Source organism: Alcaligenes sp. Lyrl_28, assembly GCF_051948705.1.
GTDB classification, from domain to species: domain Bacteria; phylum Pseudomonadota; class Gammaproteobacteria; order Burkholderiales; family Burkholderiaceae_B; genus Alcaligenes; species Alcaligenes ammonioxydans.
This window is the reverse complement of the sequence record NZ_JAYJLG010000008.1, coordinates 13,125-30,221: the sequence shown is the minus strand read 5'-3', so window position 1 is coordinate 30,221 and position 17,097 is coordinate 13,125. Positions and strand designations below refer to the sequence as shown.

The following is a 17,097-nucleotide window of genomic DNA, read 5'->3' as shown; positions in this document are numbered from 1 at the left end:
ACATGACTGGAAACTTTATGCGCAAGGCTCTTTTGGCCGCTGCCATCGCTTCCCCCCTGGCCGCCTTGCCTGTGTCCGCTCAGGCAAACGATCAAGAACCCCTGAAAATCGGTTTTGTATATGTCAGCCCTATCGGTGAAGCCGGTTGGACCTGGCAGCAGGATATTGGCCGTCGCCAAATGGAAGAGGCCCTGAAAGGCCGCGTGGTCACTCAGTATGTGGAAAACGTGCCGGAAGGCGCCGACGCTGAGCGTGTGATTCGCGATCTGGCCCAGCAAGGCAACAAGCTGATCTTCACAACCTCGTTTGGCTACATGAACCAGACGCAGAAAGTGGCCAAGCAGTTTCCGGATGTGAAATTTGTTCACTCCACTGGCTACAAGACAGCTCCTAACGTGGCAACCACCAATGCCCGTTTTTATGAGTCCCGTTACCTGGCTGGCGTGCTGGCTGGCAAGATGACCAAATCCAATGTGGTCGGTTACGTGGGTGCTCACCCCATTCCCGAAGTGCTGCAGGGTATTAATGCTTTCGCCATCGGCTTGAAGAGCGTGAATCCGGAAGCACAGGTGCGCGTGGTATGGGCCAATAGCTGGTACGACCCAGGTAAAGAGCGCGACGCAGCAGTCACTTTGCTGGGGCAGGGCGCGGACGTGGTGACGCACCACACCGACTCCACGGCAACCGTACAAGCGGCCGAGGAAGCCGGCAAGTATGCGATTGCCTACCACTCTGATATGAGCAAGTTCGGTCCTAAAGCCCAACTGGCTGCGGTCACTCACCACTGGGGCGACTACTTTACGCGCAAAGCCACGGAAGTGCTGGATGGTAAATGGCAGAATGACAGCACCTGGGGTGGCCTGAAGTCCGGCATGGCCGCTTTGGAAGGCTTTGGTCCCGAAGTACCCGCTGACGTGAAAGAGTTCGTTCTGGCCAAGCAGGCCGAGATCGAGGCAGGCACGCTGCAGCCTTTTGCTGCTCCTATCAAGGACAACGACGGCAAAGTGCGTCTGGAATCCGGTTTCCTGGATGACGATGCGTTGAACCGCATGGATTACTACGTGGAAGGCGTGGCCAGCAAACTGCCCAAGCAGTAATTCGCATCGCCGACTGTAGAGTCACGACAGCCCCTTGACGGATTTTCCGCCAAGGGGCTTATGGATACCGCTAGGGGCGGCCGTGTCGGCATTTGCTCACGTTGTGGCCAGGCATGCTGGGGTTGTGGCGTGGCTATGGGCTTTGTTTCCAATCAGCTAGATAGGTGACGATCTCAAGGCTAGGCTGATTGTGCAGGGCGCTTGCGTCCCAGACGTCGTGAAGCCCGCATCCAGCGCAGTGTCATCAGTACTGCCACAACAGACAGGCCGGTGACCAGTCCGATCCAGATGCCCACGCCGCCCATATTGAATTGAAAGGCCAGCAAAGAGCCTGTAGGAACACCCAGAACCCAATAGCCCAGCAAGGCCAGCACCATGGGTATGCGCGTATCATGCAGACCGCGTAGCATCCCCGCCGCAACGGCTTGGGCTCCATCACTGATCTGGAACAGCGCTGCCAGTGCCAGAAAAGTGATAGCTAGCTGAATAACAGCCTGGTTCTCGGCCACATCCAGATCCAGGAATAGGCCAATCAGGGTCAGGGGGGCGAACCAGAACACCAAGGCCGCCAGACCCATAAAACCCACCCCCAGGATGTAGGAAATCCAGCCAGCACGACGGGCGCCCAAGGGGTCGACCCGGCCGGCGGCCAGTCCTACACGTATGGTGGCCACCTGGCTAAAGGCCAAAGGAATCATGTAGGACACGGAACAGATCTGCATGGCAATCGCATGGGCGGCCAGATCGGATTGACCCAGCACCCCCATCATCATGACGGCCGCGTAAAAGACCAGGGTTTCCAGCGTGAAGGTAATGGCGATAGGGATGCCCAGTGACCACATTTTCCACAGCCGTTTCGCGCTCCATTGCCAGGCTTCATTGAATAGGTAGTAGCGTCGAAAGCGCGGGTCACGCAACACGATCCAGCTCAATGCCGCGAACATGAAGATGCTCGATGCGGTCGTGGCCAGTCCGGCCCCGGCCAGCCCCATGGCCGGCAGGCCCAGATTGCCAAATACCAGCAGCCAGCCCAGCAGGGCATTGATGCCAATCGCGATGATCGCTACCGCCAGGGTCCATCCTGGTTTTTCCATGGCCGCCAAAAAAGAGCGCAGCACGATGTATCCCAGATAAGGCAGCAGGGCCCATTGCAAGGTGTGCATATAGGATACGGCGCGTGCCGCCACGACGGGGTCCTGGCCCATCATCACCAGGATGTGCTCGGCGTTCCACAGCACCATCCAGGCGGGCAGGGTGATGAGCAGAGCCGTCAAAAAGCCGTGACGAATGATCTGTTGCGACTCTCGGACATCACGCAGCCGCCGCCCCAGCGTGGTTGCCAGCATGGGAACCACGGCGGATACCAGTCCCATGCTGAAAATCATGAAGGCTTGATACAGACTGGCCGACAAGGAGCCGGCAGCCAGTTCATCGGGGCCCAGTCGGCCCATGTAGATCAGGTTGGTGGCCAACAGACTGACCTGAGCCAGATTGGTCAGAATCAATGGCCCGCCCAGACGCAGGGACGATTGCAACTCCGCCAGCCAGAGCTGGCTCGGGCCGGGGGTGTGGGTTTGTGCAAGCATGGTTTATTGGATGCGCGGCAAAGACCAGGTGCTGATCACTTGGGCTACTGCCGGGCCGCCGCTGGCCGGCTCCAGCAGCACATCGCCCGCACAGGTGCGGCCTGTCTTATGAATCCGGGCATGAGCCAGAATGTCGCCCGGTGGGGCCTTGCGCAGGAAGTTGATGGTCAGGCTGGAGGTAACGGCATCCGGATTGCCGGTCGCGCCCACCACAGCGGCATACAAAGCCAGGTCCGCCAGCCCCATCAGCATGGGGCCTGCCACCATGCCTCCCATGCGTTGGTGAGCGTTGCGCTCAGGCAAACGCAAACAGGCATTGTCATGACCAATATGCACCACATCAATTCCTAGAACGGCGGCAAAAGGATGGAGACGCTCTAGAAGATCACGAAACTGGACAATATCGATTTTAGGCTCGGGTGCAGAATGTGTGCGGGTCATGACGTCGTCACTGAAAAGAGGGCCGTTGTAAGAAAGGCATACTGGCTGGTACTGTATCAGATCGTCCTGCGTATGGGGGTAGTTCGACACCTGTGCCAATAGAGCAGGGCCAATTCTAAACAATCACAAAGAATCGAGGAGCATCATGAAACGCAGCATTGTTGTTCTGGCCTTGGGTTTGCTGGCATCGACCGGCACGGTGATGGCGCAAGGGCACGACGGGCACGGTCATGGCAAGCCTGAGCCGGTACGCGCTTTAAGCACTCAGGTACATGCCAGCCAATGTTGGGTGCGCCTGCTGCCCAAGCCCACCCCTTCGGCCGCCTATCTGGAGTTGGAGAACAAGGGTGAGCAGTCCGTCGCCGTGACAGGAGCCAGCTCATTGTCCTTTGGGCATGTGATGCTGCATCAAACTAGCGAGAACCAGGGCATGGCGCGCATGTCTCATGTCTCCGAGGTGCAGATCCCGGCGGGCGGAACAGTGAGCCTGAAGCCGGGGGCTTTCCATGTGATGCTGGGTCAGGCCAAAGAGGATTTGGCCTTGGGCGAGCGCATCATCTTGAGTCTGCATTTGTCGGACGATACTCAGGTTCAGGCCGAGTGCGAGTTGCGTCCTGCCAAGACACAGGAGTATTGAACGCATTGAACGTTTGGCTGGAAACCGGGAGCTGGTCGCGGCATGCGGCCAGTTTTCCATTGGGCTTCAGGCCTGCAGCGCGTCCAGCACCGCTTGGTTGAAGGCTTTGGGATTAGCCAGATTCATGCCGTGGGCGGCCAGCGGGATGCGGTGCATCTGGTCTTCGCGTCGGTGCTGACGAATGATGTCCATACAATGGTGGTAGCGCGTGGGGCTATTTTCGCCCGTGATGAAGCTCAGGGGCGCATCCATTTGCTTGAGCCATTCCAGGTCCGGACCTTGATGGGGCTCTTGCTGCTGATCCAGCATGGTGTGGGCGTTGTCCTGAATCATCTCGCGGAACCAGCGCGTCATTTGCTTCCAGGTCCCTGAGCCATTAACCGTATCCACAAACAGAGCCATGGCGCCATCACGGTCGCCCTGTTCCAGGCGTTCGGCCACTTGCTGGAACAAGGGAGCGTACGAATACGCACCAGGAGTCGGAAAGCCGGGGTCGGCCAAGGTCAGGCTGGCCACTTGCTCGGGCATCCTTTGAGCCAGCAGCAGGGCTACATGCCCCCCGCGAGAGTGCCCCACGATATGCACTTTCTCATCAGGAATATGCTGATCCAGCAGGGCCTGCAGGTCCTGGGCGTGTCGCGCCGTGCTGAAGTTGCCGGGGCTGGGCACACCCGGCCAATAAGAGCGCAGACTGGGAGCCAGAACCCGGTGCTGAGCGGCAAAAGCGGGAATCTGCCAGCGCCAGTAGCGCCAATCGCACAGGGAACCGTGAATGAGCAAAACGGGCGCACCCTGGCCCTGATCGACGAAAGTGTGGCGATAGCCTTGGACGGTCAGTTCAAGCGTGGAGAAATCGGCAAAAGGGTCTGTCATGGCAAGCAATCGTTAGCAGGCAGGGCTAATGCCTGAAAAAAACAGACCGGGTCTGAACCCGGTCCGTATGGCTTTACGCGCTGGGAGGACTATTCCAGCAGCTTCAGGCGGCTGCGGGCCGTCTCGGCTGCTTCCGATTGTGGATAGTCTTTCACAATGCGCTGTAACGTGGTCTTGGCGCCGCTCAGGTCGTTCAGCTCAATCTGACTGGAGGCCGTGACCATCAGAGCATCGGCAGCGCGGGGGCTTTGGGGCGAAGCCTTCACAAAAGCCTGCAGCTTCTGGATGGAGGTTTTAAAGCTCTTGATGGCGTACAGGCTGCTGCCTTCGTAAAAGCGAACCTCGTCTGCCAGAACGCTGGTGGGGTAGGCGGCGAGAAAGCTGGCAAAGGCATCCGCGGCAGGTTTGTATTGACCTGCCCGGTAGGCATCCATGGCGCTATCGAATACGGCTTGTTCTTGTGGGTCAGCGGCTTGCGGGCTTTGGGGGCCCGGAGCGGCAGTAGTGTTCTGACCCTGGGTGCTGGCTTGCCAGCTCAGTTTCTCGACCTGACCGCGCAGAGTCACTACCTCGGAGCGCAGCATATCAATTTGATCGGCCAATTGCAGACGAGCCTGGGTGTTTTGCTCGTTCATCTGACGAATTTGCTGCCGCAGCTCCAAAATGGCGCGTCGGGCCTCGTCATCGGCAAAGGCCTTGGCCGGCAGGCTGGCAAACAGGGCGGCCGTCGCCAGCAGAGCGACGGTCGCGAGACGAAAAGGCTTTTTATAAGCGTGCATAGTGAAGTCCGTTAAAAAATGTGCATCCGCAGTGCGCAGGCTCCCTGCCTGCAGGGCTCCCCTCTGTGGGGGCGGTCATCCTGGGGCTTTGCGCCGGCCTGGCGAGCCCGGTGTCCAGCATAACGAATTTTCAGTGGCTCGGGCATGCTGCCGATAAAAAAACGCCGCGGCGTTAACTACCGCCACGGCGTCGGAACCACTTGGTCGATGCAGGAATTATCGTTGGTAAACGATGTCTGCGCGACGGTTTTCAGCGTAATCAGCTTCGGTGTTACCCAAGGCTTTTGGACGCTCTTTACCAAAGCTCACTGCTTCGATCTGGCTGTTGCTCACGCCCAGCAGACCCAGCATGCGTGCAACGGCGTCGGAACGACGCTGACCCAGAGCCAAGTTGTACTCGGCACCGCCACGCTCGTCGGTATTACCTTCGATGCGCACGGTTTGCTGAGGATGGCTGCTCAGGTACGAAGCGTGCATTTCCACCAGGCTACGGTACTGCTCGTTAACGACGTAGCTGTCGTAATCAAAGTACACCGAGCGCTGTTGTGCCAGTGGGCTTTGAGGGTTGAATGGGTCCATGATCTGGCCTGCGCTGGCAGAGTCCGATCCAGTACCGCCGGTTGAACCGGAGCCAGATTGATCCAGAGGAACCGAGCTGCAAGCAGCAAGGGCAGCAGCCATAACGGCGAGGGAAAGACTTTTAAGAATGCGCGAGCTCATTTGAATTCCTTTTGAAAAAGAGTCACACAGGATGTCAGTTGGTAAATGGTCCCCAGGTGGGTTCGCGTACTTTGCCATTCAAAGACGAGAGGGTCTGACGAACGCGACCGTCCACGGATGTCACAGCTAGGACACTGCGGCCCCCCTGAACAGAACTATATAAGATCTGCATCCCATTAGGGGCGAAACTCGGAGACTGATCGTCGGGACCTGTCGTCAGCAGTTGCTCTGCTCCTGATGCCATATCTTGAATGGCAATTCGGAAAGCACCGTTTCTGCGTGTGACGTATACAAGCCTAGTACCGTCTGCAGAGACCTCCGGTGAAATATTGTAACTCCCGTTGAAGGTTATGCGTTGCGCATCGTCACCACCCAGACTCACTTTGTAAATGTTCGGAGCGCCACCACGATCGCTCACAAACACAAGGGAGTTGCCATCGGGCGTAAAACTCGGTTCAGTATCGATCAGAGGTGAACGCATCACACGACGCAAGCCCGAACCGTCTGCATTTATCGTGTAAATCTGCGAAATACCGTCTCTGGAGAGCACAACAGCAAGCTGATTGCCGTTTGGCGACCAGGCAGGGCTACTGTTATTCCCCTTGAAATTAGCCAGTGGCTCACGATGACCGGTGGCCAAGGTTTGCACATATACAACAGGTTTGTCGTTCTCGAAGCTCACATAAGCCAGTTTTTTCCCGTCTGGGGACCAGGCGGGAGAGATGATTGAGTGTCGAGAACGCAACATTACCTGCGGATTTTGGCCGTCAGCGTCAGCAATTTGTAACTCGTAATTGTTGCCTGTTTGCAACACATAGGCGAGGCGGGTCGAAAAAACGCCCCGTACGCCCGTAATTTTTTCATAGATCCGGTCTGCAATTTGATGGGAAATGCGGCGCAGTTCTTTCTCGCTGCCCGCAAACGCCACACCATCGAGCTGGGTCTGGCGGACCGAGTCCACCAGGCGATAGCTGACGGAATATTGGCCGCCGGCTTGAGTGACCGAGCCATAGGCCAGATAGTCGGCACCACGATTGCGCCACTCGTCATAAGCAATGGTGCTTTCCGCATTCAAGGCAGCACCGGTGGCATTGATCAATTGGAATTGACCCGAACGAGTCAGGTCGGCGCGGATCACTTCGGCCAGGGATTGACTGGCAGGGTTGTCAGCAAAATCGGCGATCGCGATGGGGTACTGGGTAGCACCCACACCCGATATATCAACCCGCAGTTGGGCCTGGGCCGGTTGGCTGGCGAACATGCCAGCAGCCAGGGCAAACGCTCCGGTGGCCGTGGCGCGCCAATGACGACCTAAGGTCGCCAGGGCAGGGGTAGCGGCGGTCATTATGCAATCTCCTGATTAATCGAACATGCGGTATTCGCCATCAATATACGATGGATACTGCCCGCTAGGCGGTTTGGGGAAAGGGCTGCAACGGGCAAGACCCTTGGATACGGCATCATCGAACTGCGCGATGCCGGACGATCGTTTGATTTGAACGCGATTGGGCGTGCCATCGGCGTTCAGGTCCACGCGATACAGCAGTGCGGGGTTGCCGCGTACTTCAGAGCGGGGCGGGGTGCTGTAGACCACGCCGGGCTGCACGCAGGCGCGCACCTTGGCAGCGTAGCCACCATCACCACCGCCGCCACCGGCCTGATTGCGGTCTGCGGTACCACCGGGGCGGCCAGGAGCGCCTTCGCGCATGGCGCGACGGAAGGCTTCTTCCTTGGCCTTGCGTTCAGCATCTGCCTTGGCTTTGGCAGCAGCCTGCGCACGGGCCTTGCGTTCAGCCTCGGCTTTGGCTTTGGCTTCAGCGTCTGCCTTGGCCTTGGCCTCGGCTTCTGCTTTGGCTTTACGCTCGGCTTCGGCCTTGGCTTTAGTCTCGGCTTCTGCTTTGGCCTTGCGCTCGGCCTCAGCCTTGGCTTTGGCCTCAGCTTCCGCTTTTTCCTTGCGTTCCTGCTCCTGCTTTTCCTTCTGCTCGCGCTCACGACGTTCCGCTGCCAGCTTTTCCTGGCGTTGCTTTTCCTGTCGCTCCTGCTCCAGTTTTTCCTCACGCTCTTTTTTCTCGCGCTCCTTGCGAGCCTGTTCCAAAGCGATCTCAGGATCTACTTCGGGTTCGGCAGGAGGAGTGACCTTGGCAGGCTCGGGAGGTGGTTTGGGCGCCGGAGGCGGCTCGGGTTTTGGCTCGGGCGTGGGTTCGGGTTCAGGCGCTGGCTCAGGCTCGGGTTCGGGCTGCGGCTCGGCTTCGGCCTCAGGAGCTTGCGGGTCGGCATTGACGGCTGCATCAGGCGCAACACCGTCCATCCACAATTCGACCTGGACCGCATTGGGTGTTTTGGGCGCAGAAAAAAGGGCGCCGGCAAAAATGGCGAGCAGCAACAGCCCGTGCAGACCCAGGGCGATGAGCAGGCCGCGCCGATCTTCCTTTTGCTCAGGCGAGCGCAGCGCCTGATTGCGGGTATTGCGTGTTCTGTGCTTCATTCAGTTCAGGTTTTTCGCGCCGGATGGCGAACACGCTATCCGGCCAGAGATTATTTGCGAGCGTCAGGATCGCTGTTGCGATCGACGATCAGACCCAGGCGGTTGATGCCATTGGAGCGCAGTTCATCCATCAAGCCCATGACGGTCTCGTAGGGAACCTTGCCGTCGGCGGCAATGACAACCGGGCTGTCGGCTTGCATGCGCGAGCGCACTTCACTGAGCAATGTGGACTTTTCGATGTTCATGAACTCGGAGCCCGCATCGCGCAAGCGTATGGCCAGCTTGCCGTCCTTATCAACCTGAATCTCCACGGGTTTGGCAGGCACTTCGGAGGCTTGGCCAACCGAGGGTAGCTCTACCAGGCCGGGGGTAATCATGGGAGCGGTAACCATGAAGATCACCAGCAGCACCAGCATCACGTCGATATAAGGGACGACGTTGATTTCGTTTTTCATGCGACGGCCATGACGGCCGGTGCTTCCACGCATCGATGGCATCAGTTCACCTGCCGCTGCAAGATGTTCAGGAATTCGTCGATAAAGCTGTCAAAGCGGATCGAGATACGATCGAGCTCATTGGTAAAGCGGTTGTAGGACACCACGGCAGGGATGGCAGCAAACAGGCCAATCGCTGTGGCGATCAGCGCTTCGGCAATACCGGGTGCCACCGAGGCCAGCGTGGCCTGCTGCATGCCCGACAGGCCGATAAAAGCGTGCATGATCCCCCAGACGGTGCCCAGCAAGCCAATGTAGGGGCTGACCGAGCCGGCAGAGGCCAGAAAGTTAAGGTGTGTCTCCAGCGTATCCATTTCGCGCTGGTAGCTGGCGCGCATGGCACGACGTGGTCCGTCCAGCAGCGCCGGGCCTGAGCTGTGGCTGCGACGCGCCTTGATGAATTCGGTCATGCCGGCTTCAAAAATACGAGCCAGGGCGCCATGTTCGGCACGTCGCGAGGAAATGGATTGCTGAAGCACGGCCAGATCGCCACCGGCCCAGAAGTCGTCCTCGAAACGGCGGGTCTGTTCCAGCGTGCGTTTAAGTGCAGCCCTTTTGCTGAAAATATAGGCCCACGAGAGAATCGAAATTCCCAGCAGGATCAGCATGACAAGCTGAACGGGAATACTGGCATCGAGAAGTAGCGAAATCAGCGACAGGTCGCTAGTAGCTTGCATGGTCAGTCCTGAACCTTTTCCAAGAGGGTACGTAAATCAGAGTCCAGCTTGCTTGGACGAAGCGTGTTGGCGTCAACGCAAACAATTTGGATGGTGCTTTGGCATAACAGTTCCCCACCTCGCAGGGCACCTTGTTCGAAATGGATGGTAGCCGAACCCAGCTGGGTAATGCGGCTGCGCACCGAGATCAAATCATCGAGCCGGGCAGGTTTGAGATATTGTATTTCAACCTTCTTGACTACGAACAGGCGTTGATTCTGCTCGGCCACATCCGATTGGTTTACTCCCAGGTTTCTGAGCCACTCCGTGCGCGCACGCTCGAAGAACTTCAGGTAATTGGCGTAATACACAATCCCGCCGGCATCGGTGTCCTCGTAATATACGCGAATATCAAGCCGAGCCTGGGTGTCCCACTTGTCATTAAGCATGTCGTTCGTAAAAGAATTTATGTTGACGGGCAGGGCAGGCTGCGTGCCTGCCCTGCTGGAAGTCCTTACAGTGTTGCCAGACGCTCCACGCTGACCTGAGCAATCTGCTCGACCGGGACGTGGGTGCTGCTGGCGTCACGGCGTGCCTGCATTTCAACCACGCCTTCTTTCAGGCCCCGCTCGCCGATGGTAATGCGCAAGGGCACGCCAATCAGCTCCCAGTCGGCAAACATGATGCCGGGGCGGGCATCGCGGTCGTCCAGAATGACATCCACGCCCTGTTCCCTGAGCTGCTTGTACAGGTCGGTAGCGGTCTGGCGCACGGCATCGCTCTTGGTAAAGCCAATCGGGCAGATCACCACTTCAAAGGGGGCCAGGGCGCGAGGCCAGATCATGCCGCGTTCATCATGGTTTTGCTCGATGGCAGCGGCGGCAATGCGGCTGACGCCAATGCCATAACAGCCCATTTGCATGACAGCCGGTTTACCATCCGTTTCCAAAAAGGTGGCGTTCAGCTTCTTGGAGTACACATCACCCAGGAAGAAAACGTGGCCCACTTCAATACCGCGCTGGATGGCCAGCTTGCCGCCTTCGGGGGCAGGGTCGCCGTGCACCACGTTGCGCAGGTCCGCCGTGATGGGTTCGGGCAGATCGCGTCCCCAGTTCACACCCGTGTAGTGAAAGCCTTCTTCGTTAGCGCCACACACAAAGTCGCTCATGTTGGCGACGGTCAGGTCGGCGATCACTTGCACAGGCTGGCGCGTGCCGATGGGGCCCAGATAGCCAGGCTTGCAGCCAAAAGTGGACACAATTTCCTCTTCCGTTGCCAGACGGTGACCTTTTTCAAAGCCAGCCAGCTTGGAGACCTTGATATCGTTGACTTCATGGTCGCCGCGAACCAGCAGCAGGTGGACTGTTGTTTTGGTCTGTCCGTCCTCTTCGACCTCTGTGGCCAGCACCACGGACTTGACGGTGGCGGTCAGATCCAGCCCCAGTTGCTGGGCAACCAGCTCGCATTTGGGCGCGTCGGGGGTGGCTGTCTTGACCAGCGCCTGTCCAGGTGCGGCGCGTTCGGCCAGCAGGCAAGGAGCAGGGGCCAGTTCGATATTGGCAGCGTAGTCCGTGTCGGGGTTGTAGACCAGCAAGTCCTCGCCCGTGTCAGCAATAACCTGGAATTCATGGCTGCGCGAGCCGCCAATGGAGCCCGTGTCAGCGGCCACAGCACGGAAATTCAGGCCCAGACGACCGAAAATGCGCATGTAGGTTGCGTACATATTGTCGTAGCTTGCCTGCGCGTCCTCGGCGTTGCGGTCAAAGGAGTAGGCGTCCTTCATGGTGAATTCGCGGCCGCGCATCAAGCCAAAGCGGGGACGACGCTCGTCACGGAACTTGGTTTGAATGTGGTAGAAATTGACGGGCAACTGGCGCCAGCTGTGAATCTCGTTGCGCGCAATGTCGGTGATGACTTCTTCGGAGGTGGGCTGCAGCACGAAATCGCGTTGATGACGATCCTTGATGCGCAGCAGTTCGTCACCATATTTCTCCCATCGGCCCGACTCTACCCAGAGCTCGGCAGGCTGGACCACAGGCATCAGCAGCTCAATGGCGCCGGAGCGGTCCATTTCCTGACGGATGATGTTTTCAATCTTGCGCAAGACGCGCAGGCCCATGGGCATATAGGTGTAGATGCCGCCGGCCGCTTTGCGGATCATGCCGGCGCGCGTCATGAGCTGGTGGCTGGCAACTTCGGCCTCGGTAGGCGCTTCTTTCAGGGTATTAATGTGATACTGGCTAGCATGCATGGTAGGGAACTCGTCAGGTACGTATAATCAGATCTAATTGTATTGAATTCGTTAGAGGTGGCCTATGTTAGATCGTGAAGGCTACCGTCCTAATGTCGGAATTATCCTCGTTAATCGCAAGAACGAGGTTTTTTGGGGCAAGCGTATTCGGGAACATGCCTGGCAGTTCCCGCAAGGCGGTATCAAATACGGTGAAACACCCGTACAGGCGATGTACCGCGAACTGCACGAAGAAGTGGGCTTGCTGCCTGAGCATATCCGTATATTAGGCCGGACGCGAGATTGGCTTCGCTACAACGTGCCCAATCATTTTGTACGTCGGGAGGCGCGTGGCCACTACAAGGGCCAGAAACAAATCTGGTTCTTGTTGCGGCTGGTCGGGCGAGACAGTGATGTCTGCCTGCGTTCCTCTTCGACGCCGGAGTTTGATGCATGGCGTTGGAGTCAGTATTGGGTGCCACTTGATTCAGTCATTGAGTTCAAGCGGGAAGTCTATCAGCAAGCGCTGAACGAGCTGTCGGATATTTTGTTCCGTCGGCGTCAGGAGAATCGTTATTTACGTCAGCGCCCACAAAGCGCAGTGGATGCCGATACCGTAGATAGCAGGGATCATGCGCATATTATTGGTTGAAGATGAGCGGGAAATGGCCGCATGGCTGGAGCGGGCCTTGGCGCAAAGTGGTTTTTTGCCCGATCCCGCTCACGATGCCCGCTCGGCAGAAGTACTGTTGGCCGCCCATGACTACGATGCCGTGGTCATGGACTTGCGCCTGCCTGATAAACATGGCTTGGTGCTATTGCGCGAGATGCGCGAGCGCGGCGATCACACGCCTGTGTTGATCCTGACCGCTCAGGGCGCCTTGCAGGACCGTGTCCGCGGCCTGAATCTGGGCGCAGACGATTTTCTTACCAAGCCCTTTGCCCTGGAAGAGCTTGAAGCCCGGCTGGCCGCTTTGGTGCGACGCAGCCGGGGGCGCGTGGCTCCGGTGCTCAGTTGCGGTTCGCTGGAATACAACCCGGAAAGTCGGGCCTTCCTGCTGGACAACGCCATTGTGCATTTGACGCCGCGTGAACACGCGGCCTTGCTGGTGCTGATCAGCCGCTCGGGCATGCCGGTTGAGAAATCTCAGCTGTTCGCCCGGGTGTTCGAGCATGACAGCGACGCCAGCCCGGACGCCATCGAAGTTGTCCTGCACCGCTTGCGCAAGAAGCTGGCCAATAGCGATGTGCATATTGTCACCGTGCGCGGCCTGGGCTATATGCTGGAAGTGCTTGAGGCGGAATCCGGCGTTTCATGACGGCCCCTTCCTCGCCCCCCGCCACTGTCTGGCAAGGCAGTTTGCGCTTTTGGCTGCTGGTATTGCTGATACCAGGGGTGGTGGCCCTGTTGTTGTACGACAGCTGGGAAGATTATCGGGCCATGAACGCCGTCACGGAAAATGTCTACGACAGCGCCTTGCTGGAGCCGGCCAAGGTCCTTGAGACCAGCGTGGAATTTAATGCAGATGGCAGTTTGCGCATTGACCCGCCTTTTTATGCCCAGGTCATGCTGGAGTCCCGGCCGGGCAATCGCAAATACTTTCGGGTAGAGGAAGTGATTCCCCTGGTGCGTAATCTGGGTGGCGCGGATGCCACGCAGTTAAAAGGGCGTACCTTGCTGGGGATGGAGGGCTTGCCCCGGCCATCGTATCTGGCCGATCACGAAGGTGTGCCTGTTTTCTACGATTCCTACTTTCGTAATGACACCGTGCGTATGGTGGCCTTGTGGCGCGACTTGCACTATAAGGGCCAACACCGGCAAGTGCTGGTGATGGTGGGCGAGAGCATGGATTTGCGTTTGCGTACCCAGCAGGAGGCCTGGCGAGAGGGCATTTTCCGCAATCTGCGCATGTTGCTGTTTGCCGTGCTGCTGGTGTGGTTCGCGGTAGCCTGGGCCCTGCGCCCCTTGCAGGCTCTGCGTCAGGAGGTGCGCAATCGCAGTGTGGACGATTTGCAGCCTCTGGATGAGCGAGACGTGCCGCGAGAGGTTGTTCCTTTGGTCCGCTCGGTCAATCACCATATCGAGTTGTACCGTTCCGTGTTGGATAGGCAGGCCCAGTTTCTGGCGGACGCCTCACACCAGTTACGCACTCCCCTGGCGATTATTCATACCCAGGCGCAGTATGCCCGCCGTGAACCGGACATCGAACGAGTGCGTGAGTCCTTGGGGGCGATTATCAAACAGCTGGGGCAGGCCACTCGTCTTACCGAGCAATTATTGGCTCTGGCTCATGCCAGCCACACGACCAGCATGAGCCAGGGGCCGGTTGATCTGGCCAGCCTGGGGCGTGAAGTGGTGCTGCAATATCTGCCTCTGGCGCGCGAGCACCGTCAGGATCTGGGGTGGATCGGGCCGGGTGAGGAAGGCGAACAGGCGCCGTTGTGGGTCTATGCCAGCGATGCCGAGATTCATGAATCCGTCTCCAATCTGATTCATAACGCCATCAATCATGCCGGCAGTGGCAGCGCCATTACCGTATCAGCCGGACATGACGACAAACTGGCGTGGATCAGTGTGACTGACAATGGCATGGGCTTGGCCGCCAGCCTGCGTGAAAGCGTGTTTGTTCGCTTTGATCGGGGCGGCCCGGCACGCAAGGGTGGGCGCGGCTCAGGTTCCGGCCTGGGGCTGGCCATTGCGCTTGCCTATGCCGAGCGCAATGGCGGTACGATCGTGCTGACCGATGGCGAGCCCAACGATATGGGCGGCTATGGGTTGAAGGCAACACTTCGCCTGCCTTTGCTGCCACCGAACTCCCCTGTGCCAGGATCAAGCACCTGATTTCCCCAAAGCGCAGGATTACCCCGCATCACGAGAGTGGGCCAGCAAGGTGAACAGGGCCGAAATGTCCAGATTCTGATGGCCTTGTGCTGCAATCTTGGCAAACTGCTCCTGAATCAATTGGGTAGCAGGCAACTGGGCACCATTGCGCAGCGCCTCCTGCGCAACCAGGTCCAGGTCCTTCAACATCCAGTTCACGGTAAAGCCGGGTTGAAAGTCTCGGGCCAGCATGGTTGGTCCCTTGGTGTCCATTTGCCAGCTCCGGGCGGCGCCCTTGCTCAGGACGGACAGCGCCCGTTCCATATCCAGCCCGGCCTGTTCACCAAACGCCATGGCTTCGGCCAGTCCTTGCAGCAGGCCGACCACCGCAATCTGGTTCACCATCTTGCACAACTGTCCCGAGCCTGTAGGCCCCATCAGGGTGCAGGCCTGGGCGTAGCTCATCATCAAGGGGCGGGCTCGCTCCATATCCTTTTCCTGCCCACCACACATGATACTGAGCATGCCTTTTTGAGCGCCCGCCTGCCCGCCCGAAATGGGGGCATCGATAAACGAGACATGCTGGTCGGCGGCTATCGCGCTGAGTTCCCGGGCCACCTGGGCGGAGGCCGTCGTGTGGTCTATGAACAGACTGCCTGCTTTCATGCCGGCCAGCGCACCATCGGGGCCCAGAAAGACAGCGCGCAAGTCATCATCGTTGCCCACGCAGGCCATCACCACCTGCGCTTGAGCTGCTGCCTGTGCAGGGGTACAGGCCCATTCTTGCTGGAACTGCGTGCTCCACTGTTGCGCCCTGGCCTGATTGCGGTTGTACACCGTCACCTGATGTCCCGCTTGGGCCAGATGTCCCGCCATCGGGTAACCCATGACACCCAGACCGATGAAAGCCACTTTTTGCGGGGTGACGCTGTCATAGTGTTTAGCTTCAATGGCGTAACTCACCGTGTCGATCTCCTTAAGAATCATTCTGTCAGACGGAGAGCTTAACGCAGCTTTTCGGACCAGATCGTTGTACCGGCAAATACCCGGCAACGCGTTTGGCGCTTGACGCCGTCAGCCCCCTCATGTTCTAAACCAGTCATAGATCTGTAATAAATGGGATTGGCCTTTCTGAATTATGATGGGCCCACATTATTTCCTAGCTAATTAACCGGAATGTGAACCTTATGACCACTTTCGATCGTCGTCGTTTCTTGAAGCTGGCTGGTGCTACTGGACTGGCGTCTATGGGTACCTCTTTGCCATGGGCGGCGTGGGCGGCAGACGCCGCCGTCCTGGAAAAAGCGAAGGCCCAGGGCGAAGCTGTTTTTTACGCTAATATCACGGCGGTAGAGCCCATCATGAAGGCGCTGCAGCAGTCGCAGGGCATTGAAGGCAAGTACACCCGTATTGCCAGTTCCAAATTCATTCCCACGATTCTGACCGAGTTCAACGCTGGCAAGCTGATGGCCGACGTGGTTCAGGCTCCCCTGCCCATGCTGCAACTGCTCAAAGAGCAGGGCGTGCTGATCCCGCATCAGTCCGAAGCCGTACAAGGCTATCCCGAATGGGCAATCCAAGACGATTCGATTATCCAGTTTGGCATCGAATATGTGTCTTATATCTATAATACGGACCACCTCAAAGCCGAGGACGCTCCGCAGCGCTACGAAGATCTGGCCGATCCCAAATGGAAAGACAAGATTGTGATGGCTAACCCCTCCAATCACCCCTCCACGATCGGCTGGCTGATTGGCTTGAAAGAAAAGGTGTTTAGCAGCGAAGAGCAATGGCTGGACTTTCTCAAAGGCCTGGCGGCCAACAAGCCCATGTTCGTGGCCTCATTTGGGCCTACGCCTGCGCCGATTGAAAGTGGTGAGAAGTTGGTCGCCATTTCCATGCCCAAGTACATCGTGACCAAATCACCTGCGCCCTTGGCCTGGGGCCCCATGTCGGGTCAACCTCTGTTGGGTTCGCCCCGTGCTATCGCCTTGACCAAGAACGCACCGCATCCTGATGCCGCCCGCGTTTTCCTGGATTTCTGGCTGGGCAATGAAGCCATGGGTATTTTGGCCAACAAGGTCGGTGAGTACGTGCTGGCTCCTGGGGTGCATCCGCCGGTAGCGGGTATTGATAAAGCCAAGGTCGAGCCGATTCGCGACCTGAGTGACGAAGAACTGGTCCGTTGGGGCCGCGAATTCAGCCGCATCTTTGCCGTTCGCTAATCGACAGCACGAGAACGACTGATTCATCAGAAAAAACGGGGCGCCTCGGCGCC

Annotated in this window: 18 protein-coding genes; 6 read left to right on the top strand and 12 right to left on the bottom strand. The window is 58.2% G+C overall.

The window, feature by feature from the left end:
• Positions 1 to 17: 17 nt before the first annotated feature.
• The gene (locus tag VF694_RS15650; RefSeq protein WP_003802296.1) at positions 18 to 1,097 is read left to right on the top strand and encodes a BMP family ABC transporter substrate-binding protein; all 1,080 of its coding nucleotides are present in this window, start codon (positions 18 to 20) and stop codon (positions 1,095 to 1,097) included.
• Between the two features lie 179 nt (positions 1,098 to 1,276).
• Here VF694_RS15650 and VF694_RS15645 read toward each other — a convergent pair whose 3' ends face one another.
• Both VF694_RS15645 and VF694_RS15640 read right to left on the bottom strand, forming a co-directional pair.
• The gene (locus tag VF694_RS15645; protein ID WP_440164870.1) at positions 1,277 to 2,683 is read right to left on the bottom strand and encodes an MATE family efflux transporter; all 1,407 of its coding nucleotides are present in this window, start codon (positions 2,681 to 2,683) and stop codon (positions 1,277 to 1,279) included.
• A gap of 3 nt (positions 2,684 to 2,686) precedes the next feature.
• Entirely contained in the window at positions 2,687 to 3,124 is a 438-nt protein-coding gene (locus VF694_RS15640) for a PaaI family thioesterase (RefSeq protein WP_039943501.1), read from the bottom strand.
• A 145-nt stretch (positions 3,125 to 3,269) separates the two neighbouring features.
• Between VF694_RS15640 and VF694_RS15635 the strand changes: the two genes are divergently transcribed.
• A complete protein-coding gene (locus tag VF694_RS15635; RefSeq protein ID WP_131070842.1) occupies positions 3,270 to 3,761 on the top strand; it encodes a copper chaperone PCu(A)C in 492 nt (163 codons plus the stop codon).
• A gap of 66 nt (positions 3,762 to 3,827) precedes the next feature.
• Here the strand turns inward: VF694_RS15635 and VF694_RS15630 are convergent, their stop codons facing one another.
• From VF694_RS15630 to VF694_RS15590, 9 genes are all read right to left on the bottom strand, one after another.
• Positions 3,828 to 4,634: an alpha/beta fold hydrolase gene (locus tag VF694_RS15630; RefSeq protein ID WP_131070841.1), complete on the bottom strand. Its 807-nt coding sequence runs from the start codon at positions 4,632 to 4,634 to the stop codon at positions 3,828 to 3,830.
• An 89-nt stretch (positions 4,635 to 4,723) separates the two neighbouring features.
• Positions 4,724 to 5,413, bottom strand: a complete 690-nt coding sequence (gene ybgF, locus VF694_RS15625; RefSeq protein WP_003802286.1) for a tol-pal system protein YbgF — start codon at positions 5,411 to 5,413, stop codon at positions 4,724 to 4,726.
• Between the two features lie 216 nt (positions 5,414 to 5,629).
• On the bottom strand, positions 5,630 to 6,133 hold the full coding sequence (pal, locus tag VF694_RS15620) for a peptidoglycan-associated lipoprotein Pal (RefSeq protein WP_003802285.1): 504 nt from the start codon (positions 6,131 to 6,133) through the stop codon (positions 5,630 to 5,632).
• A gap of 34 nt (positions 6,134 to 6,167) precedes the next feature.
• Entirely contained in the window at positions 6,168 to 7,478 is a 1,311-nt protein-coding gene (gene tolB, locus VF694_RS15615; protein WP_003802282.1) for a Tol-Pal system beta propeller repeat protein TolB, read from the bottom strand.
• 15 nt (positions 7,479 to 7,493) lie between these two features.
• Positions 7,494 to 8,618, bottom strand: coding sequence for a cell envelope integrity protein TolA (tolA, locus tag VF694_RS15610; protein ID WP_059318316.1), 1,125 nt, complete (start codon positions 8,616 to 8,618; stop codon positions 7,494 to 7,496).
• A gap of 50 nt (positions 8,619 to 8,668) precedes the next feature.
• Positions 8,669 to 9,115, bottom strand: coding sequence for a protein TolR (gene tolR, locus VF694_RS15605; protein ID WP_003805597.1), 447 nt, complete (start codon positions 9,113 to 9,115; stop codon positions 8,669 to 8,671).
• Positions 9,115 to 9,789 carry a protein TolQ gene (gene tolQ / locus VF694_RS15600; RefSeq protein WP_440164869.1) on the bottom strand — a complete coding sequence of 225 codons (675 nt, stop codon included), beginning with the start codon at positions 9,787 to 9,789 and terminating at the stop codon, positions 9,115 to 9,117. The genes tolR and tolQ overlap by 1 nt, the downstream gene beginning before the upstream one ends.
• A gap of 2 nt (positions 9,790 to 9,791) precedes the next feature.
• Complete coding sequence (ybgC, locus tag VF694_RS15595) at positions 9,792 to 10,217, bottom strand: tol-pal system-associated acyl-CoA thioesterase (protein WP_003805592.1); 426 nt, start codon at positions 10,215 to 10,217, stop codon at positions 9,792 to 9,794.
• Positions 10,218 to 10,282: 65 nt separating this feature from the next.
• Entirely contained in the window at positions 10,283 to 12,019 is a 1,737-nt protein-coding gene (locus tag VF694_RS15590) for a proline--tRNA ligase (protein ID WP_059318317.1), read from the bottom strand.
• Between the two features lie 64 nt (positions 12,020 to 12,083).
• On the opposite strand from VF694_RS15590, the gene VF694_RS15585 reads away from it, so the two are divergent.
• Genes VF694_RS15585 through VF694_RS15575 form a run of 3 tightly spaced genes read left to right on the top strand, consistent with a single transcriptional unit; the run spans position 12,084 to position 14,840 of the window.
• On the top strand, positions 12,084 to 12,650 hold the full coding sequence (locus tag VF694_RS15585) for an RNA pyrophosphohydrolase (RefSeq protein WP_003805590.1): 567 nt from the start codon (positions 12,084 to 12,086) through the stop codon (positions 12,648 to 12,650).
• Entirely contained in the window at positions 12,631 to 13,317 is a 687-nt protein-coding gene (locus tag VF694_RS15580) for a response regulator (RefSeq protein ID WP_003805589.1), read from the top strand. Before VF694_RS15585 ends, VF694_RS15580 begins: the two co-directional genes overlap by 20 nt.
• Complete coding sequence (locus VF694_RS15575) at positions 13,314 to 14,840, top strand: sensor histidine kinase (protein WP_059318318.1); 1,527 nt, start codon at positions 13,314 to 13,316, stop codon at positions 14,838 to 14,840. Before VF694_RS15580 ends, VF694_RS15575 begins: the two co-directional genes overlap by 4 nt.
• A gap of 18 nt (positions 14,841 to 14,858) precedes the next feature.
• Here VF694_RS15575 and VF694_RS15570 read toward each other — a convergent pair whose 3' ends face one another.
• Positions 14,859 to 15,806, bottom strand: coding sequence for an NAD(P)-dependent oxidoreductase (locus tag VF694_RS15570; protein WP_415301884.1), 948 nt, complete (start codon positions 15,804 to 15,806; stop codon positions 14,859 to 14,861).
• A 200-nt stretch (positions 15,807 to 16,006) separates the two neighbouring features.
• Between VF694_RS15570 and VF694_RS15565 the strand changes: the two genes are divergently transcribed.
• Positions 16,007 to 17,044 carry an ABC transporter substrate-binding protein gene (locus VF694_RS15565; RefSeq protein WP_003805586.1) on the top strand — a complete coding sequence of 346 codons (1,038 nt, stop codon included), beginning with the start codon at positions 16,007 to 16,009 and terminating at the stop codon, positions 17,042 to 17,044.
• Positions 17,045 to 17,097 lie beyond the last annotated feature (53 nt).

What these genes read in the sequence shown, in the direction of transcription:
- VF694_RS15645 (WP_440164870.1), bottom strand. Translation starts at nt 2,683, where the DNA reads ATGCTTGCACAAACCCACACCCCCGGCCCGAGCCAGCTCTGGCTGGCG.
- pal (WP_003802285.1), bottom strand. Translation starts at nt 6,133, where the DNA reads ATGAGCTCGCGCATTCTTAAAAGTCTTTCCCTCGCCGTTATGGCTGCT.
- tolQ (WP_440164869.1), bottom strand. Translation starts at nt 9,789, where the DNA reads ATGCAAGCTACTAGCGACCTGTCGCTGATTTCGCTACTTCTCGATGCC.
- VF694_RS15575 (WP_059318318.1), top strand. Translation starts at nt 13,314, where the DNA reads ATGACGGCCCCTTCCTCGCCCCCCGCCACTGTCTGGCAAGGCAGTTTG.
- VF694_RS15635 (WP_131070842.1), top strand. Translation starts at nt 3,270, where the DNA reads ATGAAACGCAGCATTGTTGTTCTGGCCTTGGGTTTGCTGGCATCGACC.
- VF694_RS15570 (WP_415301884.1), bottom strand. Translation starts at nt 15,806, where the DNA reads ATGATTCTTAAGGAGATCGACACGGTGAGTTACGCCATTGAAGCTAAA.
- VF694_RS15585 (WP_003805590.1), top strand. Translation starts at nt 12,084, where the DNA reads ATGTTAGATCGTGAAGGCTACCGTCCTAATGTCGGAATTATCCTCGTT.
- tolR (WP_003805597.1), bottom strand. Translation starts at nt 9,115, where the DNA reads ATGCCATCGATGCGTGGAAGCACCGGCCGTCATGGCCGTCGCATGAAA.
- VF694_RS15640 (WP_039943501.1), bottom strand. Translation starts at nt 3,124, where the DNA reads ATGACCCGCACACATTCTGCACCCGAGCCTAAAATCGATATTGTCCAG.
- tolB (WP_003802282.1), bottom strand. Translation starts at nt 7,478, where the DNA reads ATGACCGCCGCTACCCCTGCCCTGGCGACCTTAGGTCGTCATTGGCGC.
- VF694_RS15590 (WP_059318317.1), bottom strand. Translation starts at nt 12,019, where the DNA reads ATGCATGCTAGCCAGTATCACATTAATACCCTGAAAGAAGCGCCTACC.
- ybgC (WP_003805592.1), bottom strand. Translation starts at nt 10,217, where the DNA reads ATGCTTAATGACAAGTGGGACACCCAGGCTCGGCTTGATATTCGCGTA.
- VF694_RS15650 (WP_003802296.1), top strand. Translation starts at nt 18, where the DNA reads ATGCGCAAGGCTCTTTTGGCCGCTGCCATCGCTTCCCCCCTGGCCGCC.
- tolA (WP_059318316.1), bottom strand. Translation starts at nt 8,618, where the DNA reads ATGAAGCACAGAACACGCAATACCCGCAATCAGGCGCTGCGCTCGCCT.
- VF694_RS15565 (WP_003805586.1), top strand. Translation starts at nt 16,007, where the DNA reads ATGACCACTTTCGATCGTCGTCGTTTCTTGAAGCTGGCTGGTGCTACT.
- VF694_RS15630 (WP_131070841.1), bottom strand. Translation starts at nt 4,634, where the DNA reads ATGACAGACCCTTTTGCCGATTTCTCCACGCTTGAACTGACCGTCCAA.
- ybgF (WP_003802286.1), bottom strand. Translation starts at nt 5,413, where the DNA reads ATGCACGCTTATAAAAAGCCTTTTCGTCTCGCGACCGTCGCTCTGCTG.
- VF694_RS15580 (WP_003805589.1), top strand. Translation starts at nt 12,631, where the DNA reads ATGCGCATATTATTGGTTGAAGATGAGCGGGAAATGGCCGCATGGCTG.